The sequence below is a fragment of the Acetobacter fabarum genome, assembly GCF_029069195.1.
Classification (GTDB): domain Bacteria; phylum Pseudomonadota; class Alphaproteobacteria; order Acetobacterales; family Acetobacteraceae; genus Acetobacter; species Acetobacter fabarum_A.
Map to the genome: position 1 here is coordinate 71,599 of NZ_JARDYK010000008.1, position 13,918 is coordinate 85,516.

A 13,918-nucleotide genomic window follows, 5' to 3' on the forward strand; every position below is an offset into this window, starting at 1 on the left:
CACAGAAAGATCAAGGCAGGGGAGCAACAGCAATGCACACCGAACTGCACCGCACAAAACCCAAAAAATCCGTGGCTCTGTCCGGTACCGTGGCGGGCAACACGGCTCTGAGCACGGTCGGCCATAGTGGTAATGACCTGCATTACCGTGGGTATGACATAAAAGACCTCGCCCGTACCTGCACGTTCGAGGAGGTAGCCTACCTGCTGATCTATGGCTTTTTACCCAACACAGCGGAGCTGGAAGGGTATAAGCGCCACCTGATGAGCCTGCGCGATATTCCCGATATCGTGCGGGCAGCTCTGGAACGTCTGCCAGCGTCTACGCACCCCATGGATGTCCTGCGTACGGCGGTGTCCGTTCTGGGGTGCGCCCTGCCCGAGCGGAGTGACTGCCCCACCGCAGGCGCGCGTGAGATTGCGGACAGGTTTGTGGCCTCCACCGCGTCCATGCTGCTTTACTGGTACCATTATTCCAACCACGGGCGGCGGATAGACACCCATACGGATGATTCCAGTGCAGGCGGGCATTTTTTGCATCTTCTGCACGGCGTTCCTCCTCCGGACAGCTGGGTGCAGGCCATGCATACATCGCTGATCCTGTATGCCGAGCATGAGTTTAACGCCTCCACCTTTGCCGCGCGTGTTGTGGCTGGCACAGGGTCGGACATGTATTCTGCCGTAACGGCGGCCATTGGCGCGTTGCGCGGCCCCAAACATGGGGGGGCGAACGAGGTGGCGCTGGATATCCAGCAACGCTACCACACGGCGGACGAAGCCGAGGCGGACATCCGCCGCAGGCTGGAAGGCAAGGAGGTGATAATCGGTTTTGGGCACCCGGTGTACACTCTGGCTGACCCGCGTAACGAAATTATCAAGGAAACGGCAAGGGACCTGTCCTGCCGTAATGGCACCATGCGGCTCTATACCGTGGCCGAGCGTATAGAGCGGATTATGGCTGAACAGAAAAAGATGTTCCCCAACCTCGACTGGTTCAGTGCTGTTTCCTACAACGCCATGAACATTCCCACGGCCATGTTCACTCCTGTTTTTGTCATGGCCCGTGTGACCGGCTGGTGCGCGCATATTATGGAACAGCGTATGGATGGAAAAATCATCCGCCCATCCGCCAATTATACCGGGCCAGATGCCCGCCCGCTTATACCTTTGCGCGAACGCGATGGACTGGAGTACGCAGCATGACCTATCTGGTAGGCAAAGACCTGCCCGCAACTCCTGCGGGCCAGCGTTTTAAGGACATGATGCACCGTAAGGGCATTATGCAAATTCCCGGCGCGCATAACGGGCAGGCTGCCCTGCAGGCAAAAGACTCCGGGTTTGGCGCGCTGTATCTTTCGGGGGCAGCCATGACCGCAAGCATGGGACTGCCCGATCTTGGTATTATTACCATAGACGAGGTGTGTTTTTTCATTCGTCAGGTTGTGCGCGCCTCGGGTCTGCCCGTGCTGGTGGATGGAGATACGGGGTACGGTGAAACCCTGAACGTGATGAACATGGTGCGCGCGTTTGAGGAGGCCGGGGCCGCCGCCGTGCATATTGAGGATCAGGTTCTGCCCAAAAAATGCGGGCACCTGAATGACAAGAAGCTCGTCTCCCCCCAGGAAATGGCCCAGAAAGTGGCCGCCGCCGCCCGTGCCCGGCGCGATATGGTGGTGATCGCCCGCACAGATGCCGCTGGTTCGGAAGGGTTGGATGGCGCGGTTGCCCGTGCAAGGCTGTATTACGAGGCCGGAGCGGACGCCATTTTCCCGGAGGCTCTGATATCGGAAGATATGTTCAGGGAGTTTGCGCACCGCCTGCCCGATGTGCCCCTGCTGGCCAACATGACCGAATTTGGCCGTTCCCCCTATTTTACGGCTTCCGAGTTCGAAGCCATGGGGTACAGCATGATCATATGGCCGGTCAGTTCCCTGCGTGCGGCCAACAGGGCGCAGGCGGATCTGTATGCCACCATTGCGCGCACGGGGGGCACACACGCCATGCTGGATCGGATGCAAACCCGCGAGGAGCTGTACAAAACACTTCGGTATTATGATTATGAAACACTCGATGCAGGCATTGTGGCCACGGTTCTCCCGCATATAGGGCAGCCAGACCGTAACGCAGCCTGAAAACCGCAGACTTCTGTCCCATACAAACAACAAAAATCAGGGGATACAAGACCATGACGGACCAAACAGTCATCCCGGCGCGCAGCTACCCTCATTATCCAGCCATCATGACACCGGAGCAGTTGCAGGTCATGCGTGAGCATGCAAACCGCGATCCGGACGGGTTCTGGCTGCAACAGGCGCGACGCATCCACTGGTGTTCGCGCCCCACTCAGGGCTTTTCCGGAAGTTTTGAAAAAGACGTGTCCATAAACTGGTTTGCAGATGGCACGCTGAATGCTTCGGTCTGCTGCATAGACCGGCACCTGACCGAGCGGGGCGACCAGGCTGCCCTGATCAGCCAGCGCGAGGCTGCGGGCCGCTCGGAAAGCCTGACATACAGGGACCTGCACGAACGTGTCTGCCGTCTGGCCAATGCCCTGACCCATCTGGGGGTGGAAAAAGGGCACCGCGTGGCCATCTGCCTGCCCATGGTGGCCGAAGCGGTTGTGTCCATGCTGGCCTGCGCGCGCATTGGTGCGGTGCATGTGGTGCTGTTTGGCGGGTTCTCGGCCGAAGGTATTGCCGAACGTCTGGTGGATAGTGGGGCTGTGGCCGTTATTACCGCCAACATGGCATGGCGTGGCAACAAGCCTGTGGCGTACAAGCAGAGCATGGATGAAGCCTTGCGCAAGGCTGGGGGCAATAGTGGCGTGCACTCCATGCTGGTCGTGCGCACATCGGAGGAAGCCGTGCCCATGCTGCCGGGCCGGGACTACGATTTTCATGATTTTGTTGATAACTTCGAGGCGGATTTCGTGCCTGCCGTCATGCGGGCGGAGGATCCGCTGTTCATGCTCTATACCTCGGGCAGCACAGGCAAGCCCAAAGCGGTTGTGCATGCAACGGGGGGGTATATGGTGTGGGCGGCCTACACCATGGGCATGGTCTATACCCACCAACCGGGCGATGTGCTGTGGTGCACGGCCGATGTGGCCTGGATTACGGGGCATACCTCGGTTGTGTATGGTCCGCTGGCCAATGGCGGCACCACCATGATCTCGGACAGTCTGCCCACTCACCCCCAGCCGGGGCGGTGGTTTGACCTGATTGATGAATACAAGGTGAGCATGCTCTTTACCGCTCCCACCGCCGTACGTGCCATGATGGCCGAAGGCGATGCGGTGGTGAACCGGCACAACCTTGGTTCCCTGCGCCTGCTTGGCGTGGCGGGTGAACCCATAAGCCCCGATGCGTGGCTGTGGTACCATGATGTGGTGGGCAAAAAACGCTGCCCCGTGGCCGATACATGGTGGCAGACGGAAACCGCAGGCATTGTGCTTGGCCCGGTACCGGGTGTGCAATCGCTCAAACCCGGTTCGGCCACCATGCCCCTGCCGGGGGTGGAAATGGCCATAATCGACCAGCAGGGCAAGGTGGAGCAGGGTGCGGCGGAAGGCGCGTTGTGCATTGCGCGCTCATGGCCCGGGCAGGCGCGCACCATATGGGGCGACCATGCCCGCTTCTGCCAGACGTATTTTGCCCTTGCGCCGGGCCTGTATTTTACAGGCGATGGCGCAAGGCGGGATGAGGACGGGTATTACTGGATAACCGGCCGTATGGATGACGTGATCAACATTGCCGGGCACCGTCTGGGCACGGCAGAGGTGGAGGACGCTCTGGGCGCGGACCACAGGATTGTGGAATGTGCGGCCGTGGGGGTGGAACACCCCGTCAAGGGGCAGGCGCTGGTTGTGTTTGCCATTCCCCGCAAGGATGCAACCACCGGGCTGGACGAAGGGGGCATCAGCCGCCTTGTGGTGGAGTTGATCGGGCGGTACGCAGCACCGGAGGCGGTGTATCTGGTGCCGGATCTGCCCCGCACCCGTTCTGGCAAAATCGTACGCCGCCTGTTGCGCAAGATTGCAAGTGGCGATACCAATGAACTGGGTGATCTGTCTGCCCTGAGCGATCAGTCCATCGTGCCCATGCTACGGGAGCGGGTATGGGGGCAAATGGCTTTTGGGAAGTCAGAAGCCGTGCAGGCCAGAGCCTGAGGCTTGGTAGGCCAGCGCGTGACGGAATCTTGCTAAGCGCGGCAAGACCGGGGGGGTCGAGGCGGCAACGCCCCGGCCCTTCTGCTTATCCGGGCCATAGTCTGCCGTATTCGTGATTATTCCTGCGTGGCAAAGCCAGTGGCGGGCATGCCACAAGGTGGATAACCGGCAAGCAGGAGTTCCAAATGGCCACCAGCGCCCTCCCCCCCATTGACCGTACAACAGCCCGGCACGTTGTAGCCGCTTCCTTTATGGGGTGGATGCTCGATGCCTGCGATTTTTTTATTGTCCTGTTTACGCTTGATAATGTTGCCCGCAGTTTTTCCACTTCGCTGGAGGTGGTGCTGCTGGCCCCGACACTTACCCTTGTAACCCGGCCCATAGGGGCTTTTGTATGTGGACGGGCAGCGGATGCATACGGGCGCAAACCGGTGCTGATCGGCACGATTACCATTTATTCGCTGATCGAGGTCTTATCGGCTTTTGCGCCCACTCTTACGGTTTTTCTGGGTCTGCGTGCCCTGTTTGGCGTGGCTCTTGGGGGGGAATGGGGGGTTGGCACCTCCCTGATCATGGAAAGTGTTCCGCCATCATGGCGGGGTACGGCATCGGGCATTTTGCAGGCGGGGTATCCGGCGGGGTACCTGCTGGCGTCGCTTATGTTCCTGCTGTTGCCCGTGCTGGGCTGGCGGGGGCTGTTTGTGCTGGGGGGCGGGGCCATTGTGTCGGCTATCTACATCTGGCTGCGTGTGCCCGAAAGCCCGGACTGGCTGGCCCGTCAGGCACAGGGGGCAGGGGCTGCGCGTCCGCCGGGCATGCTGGTGGGGGCACGCCAGAACATGGCCTTGTGCGTGTTTGCGGTGGCGCTTATGGCGGCCTTCAACTTCATGAGTCACGGCTCGCAGGATTTGTATCCCAAGGTGTTCCTTGCACTTGAGCGGCATGTGCCGCCTCCTTCCATTACCCTGCTGGCCGTGCTGTATAATCTGGCGGCCATTGCGGGCGGGGTGGTGTTTGGTGTGCTCTCCCAGCGCATTGGGCGGCAGTATGCCATAGCCGTGGCCGCAGTGCTGACCATTCCGCTGCTGCCGTTATGGACCCTGCCGCACTCCATTTTCTGGCTTGGAGTGGGGGCTGTGTGTATCCAGTTCTGTATTCAGGGGGCGTGGGGGGTGGTGCCTGCCTATCTGAGCGAACTCTCCCCCGCTTCTGTTCGTGCCACGTTTCCGGGGCTTGCGTATCAGTGCGGTAATCTTATTGCGGCCAGCAACGCACTTGTGCAAACCCGGCTTGCGGGGTGGATCGGGGCTGGGCTTGCCCCTGCCCTTATGCTCACGGTAGGGGGTGCGGCACTGGGTGTGCTGGTGCTGACCCTGCTGAATGCCCGCCTGCACCCGCAAGGCAGACCGGGCTGAACAACCGCAAACAAGGGTGCGTGCCCATGCGCTGCTTCAGGGTTTCTGTTCATCTTTGCCTGCTGCTGGGAACTGTTGGTGGCGTGCAGGCTCTGGCTGCTCCCGCGCGGGAGGATTTTTCTGCTGTTGCCCATGATGTCGCGCCGTTTGTTGGAGCAACCGTCTTTGATGCCGCAGATCAGTCCTTCTCCCAGCCTCTGGGCGTAAGTGCCGGGGGACTGGGCGCACGGGTGGAGATTGCCGAACGTCAGCCATGTTCCTCCCATGGTCTGCTGGAGAGGGAAGGGCTGGCGACACCTGTACGGTCAGGGGAGCTTTGCAAGGTTGCAATACTGGTGGCCAGCACCCCGGGTCATCCCGATTTCAGGCAGGGCATCGCATCGCTCGGAACTGAGGGGAAAGGCGCGCTCAGCGAACTCACACTGTCTTTTTACTATCTGGAACCGGGGTATAAATGGCCCCAGTTCATCCTGTCCGGTTTTACGGGGGGCGCATCTTGCTGTCTGGTCAGCGCCATTGTGGGGGTGGGGGATGCCGGCCAGTGGTATGCGGTGCAACTGCCTGAACAGAATGGGTTCGGGCCGCTCTCAGTGGTGGATATTGCCCATGATGGCGGGCGGCAGTTTATTTTTCCGGATAAACGGTTTGATGCTGTTTTTGCCTCGCATGATGGTTCGGTAATGCCAGACGTTATTTATGAATACGCACAGGGAAAGCTCAATATAATTACCGCGCAGCCCCGTTTCAGGCCCTACATGGCGTTGTCCGTCAGGGCCATGCCGGGTGAGGAGGATGTACCAGCTCCCGGAAGCCGCGAGGTTAACGGATATCTGGCGGGTTATGTGGCAACAAGTGCCCTGGCCGGGCAGGTGCAGGCGGGATGGCGCTATATGCTGGCACGCTACAACCCTCAATCGCCTTATCTGGCAAAGTGGTGCGCGCTGGACAGGTCCGTGTGGAGCGGGAAGGGGCAGAAGGAGTGCCCGGCACCGTATGTGCGTACGGTGCCATACCCGCAGCAACTGGCCCTGTTTCTGCTTCAGACAGGATATATCACACATGCACAGTGCGTGGCCCTTGGGTATGACCCGGAAAAAATACGGCATGAGCGGGACACAATCCGGGCTGCGGCTATAGTACACTGGCACGCAACACATTCCGGTTAGGCCCGTGCACATTGTTTTGGCGCACCCTGCCGGGCAGTGTTGGCCGTGGTGTCTGGTTGGGGCAGCGGAGCATTGACCTCCGGCGTGCCGCATCGGGTGCTGCGCATGCGGGTTTGTGCCATGCGCCATTGCGCCGTAAACGAAGGGGGGAGAGTGATATGCCTAACCTTCTGCCTGCCGGAGTATCATGAACGATCTGTTTACAGGCCACCACGTCGGCCAGTCCCGCCCGCTCAAACTGTCGGGGGATGTTGTGAGTGCGGCCACCTATGGCGGGCCGGACGACTGCTACCGCTACACCCTGCATCGGGTGTGGGATAAGGACAGGCCGCTGGTCATGTGGCTGATGATGAACCCTTCGGTCGCCACCGAACAGGGAGATGACCGGACCGTGGCCAAATGTCAGCGTTACGCGCGGGCATGGGGGTATGGTGGCCTGTACGTAGGCAATACCTTTGCTTACCGTTGCACGGACCAGTTGCGTCTGCTGGAAACCCCGGACCCCATAGGCCCCGGCAACGATGCGGCCTTGCTGGACATGGCCCTCAGGGCTGATCTGGTTGTGGCGGCTTATGGTTCGCCCCATCACAAGGCCCTGCTCGCGCGTGGACCTCAGGTTGTGCAGATGCTTCAGGACCACGGTATTATGGTGTGTGCCCTGCGGCTGAGTAACGCCGGACGACCGTGCCACCCGCTTTATCTGCCAGCGGAGTTAAAACCGTTTGAACTGCCCGTGGCGTAAGCGCGGCCCCACCCGGTAGTCCTTCCCCGATCGGGTACCAAAAAGGGCGGGAAGCAAAACCCGGAGTTGACGGACGCGCTCCATGTGTATCCCATAAGCATCCAAGAGTTCCGCTCCAGAAAAGGACAGGCATAAACGTGACAGAACGCAACATGCAGGCCGATGGTGGTTATCTGGCTTCGGCCGAATTTGCAGCCCGGCTTGACCGGCTGGGCGAGGTTGCGGCCCGCACGGGGCTGAATGTGGCTCCGGGCCAGCAGGTGATCATGACCGCTCCCCTGCATGCGGTGCCGCTGATGCGCCGTATTACGGAACATGCCTACAAGGCCGGGGCATCGCTGGTCACCACATTCTACTCGGATGAGGAGACCACGCTGGCCCGCTATGAATATGGTGCGGAAAACACGTTTGACACGGCATCGGGCTGGCTGTCCGCCGGTATGGCGGAGGGTTTTCGGGCGGGTGCTGCGCGTATGGCCATTACCGGTTCCAACCCGGCCCTGCTGGCGGGGCAGAACCCGGACCACGTCTCCCGCGCAAGCAAGGCGGCGGCCCGGGTCAACCGCCCTGCCATGGAGATCATTACCAATTTTGATGTGAACTGGTGCATTGTGGCCGCAGCAACTCCGGCATGGGCTGCGCAGGTGTTCCCGGACCTGCCCGAACAGCAGGCGGTGGAAAAACTCTGGCAGGCCATTTTTGCCGTCTCCCGCCTGACAGGGGATGACCCCGTGGCCCAGTGGGAGGCCCACAACGCCGTTCTGCACCGCCGCGCGTCCTACCTGAACGATGTGCGCTACGACGCCCTGCATTTTTCCGGCCCCGGCACGGACCTGCTGGTTGGGCTGGCCGATGGGCATGACTGGGCTGGTGGTGCGGAAAAAGCAGGCAACGGCATTGTGTGCAACCCCAACATCCCGACCGAGGAGGTGTTTACCACTCCCCACCGCCTGCGCGTGGAAGGGAGCGTGGCCAGCACCAAGCCTCTCTCGCATCAGGGCACGTTGATCGACGGGATCAAGGTCCGTTTTGAGGCCGGGCGTATTGTGGAGATGCATGCAACCCGTGGGCAGGATGTGCTGGAACGCGTGCTGGATACGGATGAAGGAGCCAGAAGGCTGGGCGAAGTCGCTCTTGTGCCCCATTCCTCCCCCATCTCGCGCAGCGGGCTGCTGTTCCAGAATACGTTGTTTGATGAAAACGCGGCCAGCCACATAGCCCTTGGTCAGTCCTACACCAAATGCATGCGCGACACGCAGGGGCAGGACGAGGCCGCACTGGCCGCGCGGGGGGCCAATACCAGCATGATTCACATAGACTGGATGATCGGCTCGGGCGAGATTGACGTGGACGGGCTGGACGCACAGGGTGGCCGCATGCCGCTCATGCGGAAGGGCGAATGGGTGATTGCAGCATGAAAAGGTTGAAAAACATGGTTTTTATTCGCAAGGCGTCCACTGTTCTGGGGGTTATGGCCCTGCTGCTGGCCGGGGCCGCGCAGGCCCAGAGCGTTGTTCCTGCGGACGGGGGGCGGCCGCAGGCACCCTCCCTCACGCCCGAGCAGGTCGCCACCATGCAGCATGATATGGATGCCGCCTTGCACTACAAGCTGGCCCCCGATGTGCTGCCTCGGCTGAGTGCAGCGCTCCGGGCCATTCAGGCGGCCAAAATTCAGCCGCCAGGGCATGTTGGCCTGTCGCTTGACCAGCAGATTACTCTTGTGGGGCAGGTTCCGGGGCTGGATGCCATTCTCAAGGCGCATGCGCTGGATGCGCGCAGCTTTGTCATGAGCCTGACCTGCGTGGGACTGACCGGCAGCCTGCTCAATATTCCACCCGGTCAGGGGGGGGCGCACATGCCCGTGCCCGATGCGGCCAATGTGGCTATTCTCAAGAACAACCCACAGGCTTTGCAGGAACTGGTAGGCGTTCTGCGCGAGGGTGCGCCCACGGGTGGCAGCGGCACGCAGGTGCACTAGACGGCTTAATCCTGTTGGCCTGAGCCTGCGCGGTGTGGCAGGGTAATGCACCACGCGGGGGGGGCATGGCGGGTTTTGTCCACCATGCCACAAAGGGTACGGAGCAGGCCATGACAGCAACCACAGGATCAGGCGGCCTGCCCGGTGCGGGTAACTGGCTGGGGCAGGCTGCACAAGGGTACGGCATGGCCGATGGCGGGCAGACCATAGCGCAGTCCCGCCTTGCTGCCGCTTTGCCCTCTTCTGCTGCACTGGTACAGACCGCCCGCACGGCATTGGTTGCGGCACAGGCCCAGCGGGCCGAGGTCATGCTCACATTATCTGAAGGGGCCAAAACCCTGCTTGGCGGTTCGCTTTCTGCCAGCCAGCCAGCTACCACGGCAACTGCGGATCATACTGCAACTGTGGCGGGGGCGAGCCAGAGTGTGGCCGGGACCACAAGCCTTGTTGCAGACATCATGCAGGCTGCAAATGCGGTGCTGAATGACCCGTCTGCCACAGTAGACCAGAAAGCCATGGCTGACAGGCTTGTGCAACTGGCTACCGCCATGGCCGCCGGGTCCGCCAGTGGGGGGGGCAGCGGGCTGGCTAACGGGGTTGCCGCTGTCTTGCCCCTGCTCCAGTCCCTTGGGGCGCAGACGGAAGCACCGGGCGTGCCGGGTGGGGCGGTTGTGACCACGGCCGGGCTGTATGGTCTGGTCAGCAACGCCGTGCAGGATGGCAGGCTGGCCAGCGCCCTGCTGGGCATGGCGGGCGCGCAGGAGGAGGAAATTGTGCTGCCCGGCGGCATTGTGCAGCTTCCTCAGGACCTGGAGACAGGGAGCGTCGGCGCACTTATGCCCGTATCTTCCGCAGGTGTGGGAGGGAGCCTGACCAACGCCCTCAGCAATGCCCTCCTGCCGGACCTGTTCAGGGCGTTGTCTGCCGTGCTGGCGAACACCAATGCAACGGATGAGCAGAAAGCGGCCGCCACCGCCCTGCTCCAGATGCTGGAGACGGCAGACAACACGCTTGATATTCCACAGGCCCTGCTTAACCCGCTGGTTGCGGCGGCTCTCATGCCCGCACTCAGCCCGTCCCAGCGGGGGCGGCTGGTCCGCGCTGCTCTGGCGGAGGAGGTGGAAGATATGGGGCAGACGGCAGAGGCCGAACAAACCGGCCAGCCGGGTGTGGCGGGGCTGCGGGCCGCATTGCGCAAAAATGCCGCGTATCTGGCGAGTGTGCAGAACCCCCTGCTGGACCGTGCGCTCCTGTTAACCCACAAGCAGGAGGCCGAAGCCGTGGCGACCGCACTGGCGGGGTGGGGTTTTGCAGGCCTCAGCCGCGGGCAGCTTATGGATGAGGCGCTGGATGTGTCTTCCATTCTGGCTTTTTCCCAGAATCTTATGGCAGACACCCCTTATATGGGAGCCTTGGCCAGCACCAGCCTGACCCCGATCCTGATCATGAGCTGGGCAGCGCTTCTGTCCGGCTGTCTGCCTCGGGTCTACCCGTTTGTGCCGCGTGTGTGGCGGCGGGCAGATAAAAATAAATGGCGCAGACAAAAACAGAACCAGAAAATGGATTTCCAGCATCTGCTGTTCATGGGGGACGCCGCGGGGGCGTAGTCTGCCTTTCCGCACCCTCCCCATCATGCGTGTGCCTAATGCGCTGTATCCTGCGTACAGGTTGGTGTGGGGGGCAGGTCGAGCGTGCTGAGCGTGCCCTGCATTTTAAAATCGCCAAAATCCAGATGGAGCTGGTCAGACACGCCATTGGCAAAATAGCGCATGCCCATTTCGTATTCGGGCATCATGGTGTGGGCGTTGCGGTCATAAAAGGCAATATGCACATGCCCGGACGCCAGTTTCTGCAAGGGCTGGTAGGGCGTGTTGCCGGTGGGAGGGGGGGACCATGTGAGCAGGGTCACGTAGGTATCCTCCGGCCCATCGGGCAGGGTGCCGTCGAACAGGGGGGTGGTCAGGTCTTTTTCGCCCAGCCGGGCGGCACTCAGGATACGGGCCGTATGGGTTACGGGGAACAGGGTGCCCACTGGCAGGTGCAGCGTTTTGGCCAGAGGCTGGCGATACTGCACAACACCAGACCCATCGGGGGTAAGGCTTGCTTCCCCACTGACAACGCGCAGCAGTTTGCCGTTACGTGTTTCCTGGCTTTTAAAGGTCAGGTGGCGACCGTCCAGACTTTCCTGCGCCGCATAATCGGAGAGCAGATGCTCCTCGCCCTGCTTGCGGGTGACACTCTGTATGTCCAGCCTCTGGTGGGAGGACCAGCCAAGGCAGGTTTTGAGCACGGAGTAGCTCATGTGCCCTGTGGCGGAGAGCGTTTGCCCGCCCGCAGCTTCCACCAGCCCCAGATCATAGACCGCCTGTTGCGACACAAGGGGGGATGGAGGCGTGGCGGCGCGCGCAGGCGGGCACAGCAGGCCAAGGGCAAGGCAGACTGGGGCAAAGGTCGCCAGCAGGGCGGTCTGGTGGCGCGGGGGGCGTATGGTCATGCCTTCTACAAGAAAACATCCGGCGTGGTCATGCAACCAGCCGGATGAATGTTTGTGGGCTAAAAAACGGTTATCAGTCTTTTTTAACCGCTGGTTTGGGCTTGGGCAGGTTGAGCGCGAGGGAAAGTTCCTTCATGCGCTCAGGAGCTACGGAGGCCGGTGCGCCCATCATCAGGTCTTCGCCCTGCTGGTTGAGCGGGAACAGGATGACCTCACGGATGTTCGGTTCATCGGCGAGCAGCATCACAATGCGGTCCACCCCGGGGGCGGAACCACCATGCGGGGGCGCTCCATAGCGGAAGGCGTTGAGCATGCCGCCAAAGCGGGCTTCCACCTCGCTCTCGGGGTAGCCTGCAATTTCAAACGCCCGTACCATCACATCCGGCAGATGGTTCCGCACAGCGCCGGAGGAAAGTTCGATGCCATTGCACACAATGTCGTACTGGTAGGCCAGAATATCCAGCGGGTCTCTGGTGTTCAGCGCTTCCAGCCCACCTTGGGGCATGGAGAACGGGTTGTGGGAGAAGTCTACCAGCCCCGTTTCCTCATTCAGCTCATACATGGGGAAGTCCGTGATCCAGCAGAAGCGGAAGGCGTTCTTTTCGATCAGGTCCAGTTCTTCGGCAATGCGGGTGCGCACAAGGCCGGAGAACTTGGCAACATCATGCCCCTTGCCAGCGGCAAAGAACACGGCGTCTCCCGCCTTCAGCCCCAGTCTGGTGCGAATGGCTTCCGCCCGTTCGGGCTCAAGGTTCTTGGCAATCGGGCCTTGCCCCCCTTCGGCGTTGAAGGTGATGTAGCCCAGACCACCAGCCCCGTTTTCACGCGCCCATGCGTTGAGCTTGTCAAAGAACGAGCGGGGCTTCTCACCCGCGCCGGGGGCGGGAATGGCGCGGATTTCTCCTCCATCGGCGGCAATGCGGGCAAACAGGCCAAAACCGGAGCCTGCAAAGTCTTCCGTCACATCCGCAATCAGCAGCGGGTTGCGCAGGTCCGGCTTGTCGGAGCCATATACCGCCATGGCGCGGGCGTAGGGAATACGCTCGAACGGTGCGGTGCTGACCGTGCGGCCGTTGCCGAATTCGGTAAACAGCCCGCTCATGACCTCTTCCATCACCGCAAAAATTTCGTCCTGCGTGGCAAAGGCCATTTCAAAGTCAAGCTGGTAGAACTCACCGGGGGAGCGGTCCGCGCGGGAGGCTTCATCTCGGAAGCAGGGGGCAATCTGGAAGTAGCGGTCAAACCCCGCCACCATGGCCAGCTGCTTGAACTGCTGCGGTGCCTGCGGCAGTGCGTAGAATTTGCCGGGGTGGTTGCGTGAGGGCACCAGAAAGTCGCGCGCCCCCTCGGGGGAGGAGGCGGTCAGGATCGGGGTTTGCAGTTCTACAAAGTTCAGGTCCGTCATGCGCTTGCGCATGCTGGCAATTACGGCGCAGCGCAGGCGGATGTTGGCGTGCACTTTTTCGCGCCGCAGGTCGATGTAGCGGTAGCGCAGGCGCAGTTCGTCGGAATAATGTTCCTGCCCGGCCACCTGCAGGGGCAGCACGGCGGCGTGGGACTGCACCACAAAGTCCTTTGCGCGCACCTCGATATCACCCGTGGCAAGGTCAGGGTTGCGTGTGCCTTCCTCGCGCAGGACAACATCGCCCGTCACGGTAATCACGCTTTCCACCCGGATATGTTCGGCCGTGGCCATCACGTCCGACCCGGCGGGGATGACAATCTGGGTCATGCCTGTTTCGTCCCGCAGGTCAATAAACAGCAGGCCGCCATGGTCGCGCTTGCTATGCACCCAGCCGGACAGGCGCGCGGTGGCGCCAGCATCGCTTGCGCGAAGGGCCGAGCAGCTATGGGTACGGTAAGGGTGCATGGTCTTGTCCCAACAAATTGTGGCCCGGCCTGCGGGCGCTTGTTTTGCCATATAGAATTGGGGTGGAGGAAGCAGGGGCAGGGGCG

At 61.4% G+C, this 13,918-nt stretch carries 11 protein-coding genes; 9 read left to right on the forward strand and 2 right to left on the reverse strand.

Annotated features, from left to right (window positions below):
* Positions 1 to 32: 32 nt before the first annotated feature.
* The 9 genes from prpC to PY793_RS10430 all read left to right on the forward strand — a co-directional run bounded on the left by prpC (position 33) and on the right by PY793_RS10430 (position 11,075).
* Entirely contained in the window at positions 33 to 1,202 is a 1,170-nt protein-coding gene (prpC, locus tag PY793_RS10390; protein WP_275177988.1) for a bifunctional 2-methylcitrate synthase/citrate synthase, read from the forward strand.
* Complete coding sequence (gene prpB / locus PY793_RS10395; protein WP_275177989.1) at positions 1,199 to 2,131, forward strand: methylisocitrate lyase; 933 nt, start codon at positions 1,199 to 1,201, stop codon at positions 2,129 to 2,131. Before prpC ends, prpB begins: the two co-directional genes overlap by 4 nt.
* 53 nt (positions 2,132 to 2,184) lie before the next feature.
* Complete coding sequence (gene acs / locus PY793_RS10400; protein ID WP_275177990.1) at positions 2,185 to 4,167, forward strand: acetate--CoA ligase; 1,983 nt, start codon at positions 2,185 to 2,187, stop codon at positions 4,165 to 4,167.
* Between the two features lie 185 nt (positions 4,168 to 4,352).
* Complete coding sequence (locus PY793_RS10405) at positions 4,353 to 5,582, forward strand: MFS transporter (protein ID WP_275177991.1); 1,230 nt, start codon at positions 4,353 to 4,355, stop codon at positions 5,580 to 5,582.
* 26 nt (positions 5,583 to 5,608) lie between these two features.
* The gene (locus PY793_RS10410) at positions 5,609 to 6,748 is read left to right on the forward strand and encodes a thylakoid lumen protein (RefSeq protein WP_275177992.1); all 1,140 of its coding nucleotides are present in this window, start codon (positions 5,609 to 5,611) and stop codon (positions 6,746 to 6,748) included.
* A gap of 187 nt (positions 6,749 to 6,935) precedes the next feature.
* On the forward strand, positions 6,936 to 7,490 hold the full coding sequence (locus PY793_RS10415; protein ID WP_275177993.1) for a DUF1643 domain-containing protein: 555 nt from the start codon (positions 6,936 to 6,938) through the stop codon (positions 7,488 to 7,490).
* Positions 7,491 to 7,642: 152 nt separating this feature from the next.
* On the forward strand, positions 7,643 to 8,908 hold the full coding sequence (locus PY793_RS10420; protein WP_275178027.1) for an aminopeptidase: 1,266 nt from the start codon (positions 7,643 to 7,645) through the stop codon (positions 8,906 to 8,908).
* A 14-nt stretch (positions 8,909 to 8,922) separates the two neighbouring features.
* On the forward strand, positions 8,923 to 9,468 hold the full coding sequence (locus PY793_RS10425; RefSeq protein WP_275177994.1) for a hypothetical protein: 546 nt from the start codon (positions 8,923 to 8,925) through the stop codon (positions 9,466 to 9,468).
* Between the two features lie 110 nt (positions 9,469 to 9,578).
* Positions 9,579 to 11,075, forward strand: coding sequence for a hypothetical protein (locus tag PY793_RS10430; protein WP_275177995.1), 1,497 nt, complete (start codon positions 9,579 to 9,581; stop codon positions 11,073 to 11,075).
* Between the two features lie 35 nt (positions 11,076 to 11,110).
* Here the strand turns inward: PY793_RS10430 and PY793_RS10435 are convergent, their stop codons facing one another.
* Together PY793_RS10435 and aspS are read right to left on the reverse strand one after the other, a co-directional pair.
* Positions 11,111 to 11,962 carry an EipB family protein gene (locus tag PY793_RS10435; protein WP_275177996.1) on the reverse strand — a complete coding sequence of 284 codons (852 nt, stop codon included), beginning with the start codon at positions 11,960 to 11,962 and terminating at the stop codon, positions 11,111 to 11,113.
* 73 nt (positions 11,963 to 12,035) lie between these two features.
* Complete coding sequence (gene aspS, locus PY793_RS10440; protein ID WP_275177997.1) at positions 12,036 to 13,832, reverse strand: aspartate--tRNA ligase; 1,797 nt, start codon at positions 13,830 to 13,832, stop codon at positions 12,036 to 12,038.
* Positions 13,833 to 13,918 lie beyond the last annotated feature (86 nt).

What these genes read in the sequence shown, in the direction of transcription:
- prpC (WP_275177988.1), top strand. Translation starts at nt 33, where the DNA reads ATGCACACCGAACTGCACCGCACAAAACCCAAAAAATCCGTGGCTCTG.
- PY793_RS10435 (WP_275177996.1), bottom strand. Translation starts at nt 11,962, where the DNA reads ATGACCATACGCCCCCCGCGCCACCAGACCGCCCTGCTGGCGACCTTT.
- PY793_RS10425 (WP_275177994.1), top strand. Translation starts at nt 8,923, where the DNA reads ATGGTTTTTATTCGCAAGGCGTCCACTGTTCTGGGGGTTATGGCCCTG.
- acs (WP_275177990.1), top strand. Translation starts at nt 2,185, where the DNA reads ATGACGGACCAAACAGTCATCCCGGCGCGCAGCTACCCTCATTATCCA.
- prpB (WP_275177989.1), top strand. Translation starts at nt 1,199, where the DNA reads ATGACCTATCTGGTAGGCAAAGACCTGCCCGCAACTCCTGCGGGCCAG.
- PY793_RS10420 (WP_275178027.1), top strand. Translation starts at nt 7,643, where the DNA reads ATGCAGGCCGATGGTGGTTATCTGGCTTCGGCCGAATTTGCAGCCCGG.
- aspS (WP_275177997.1), bottom strand. Translation starts at nt 13,832, where the DNA reads ATGCACCCTTACCGTACCCATAGCTGCTCGGCCCTTCGCGCAAGCGAT.
- PY793_RS10415 (WP_275177993.1), top strand. Translation starts at nt 6,936, where the DNA reads ATGAACGATCTGTTTACAGGCCACCACGTCGGCCAGTCCCGCCCGCTC.
- PY793_RS10430 (WP_275177995.1), top strand. Translation starts at nt 9,579, where the DNA reads ATGACAGCAACCACAGGATCAGGCGGCCTGCCCGGTGCGGGTAACTGG.
- PY793_RS10410 (WP_275177992.1), top strand. Translation starts at nt 5,609, where the DNA reads ATGCGCTGCTTCAGGGTTTCTGTTCATCTTTGCCTGCTGCTGGGAACT.
- PY793_RS10405 (WP_275177991.1), top strand. Translation starts at nt 4,353, where the DNA reads ATGGCCACCAGCGCCCTCCCCCCCATTGACCGTACAACAGCCCGGCAC.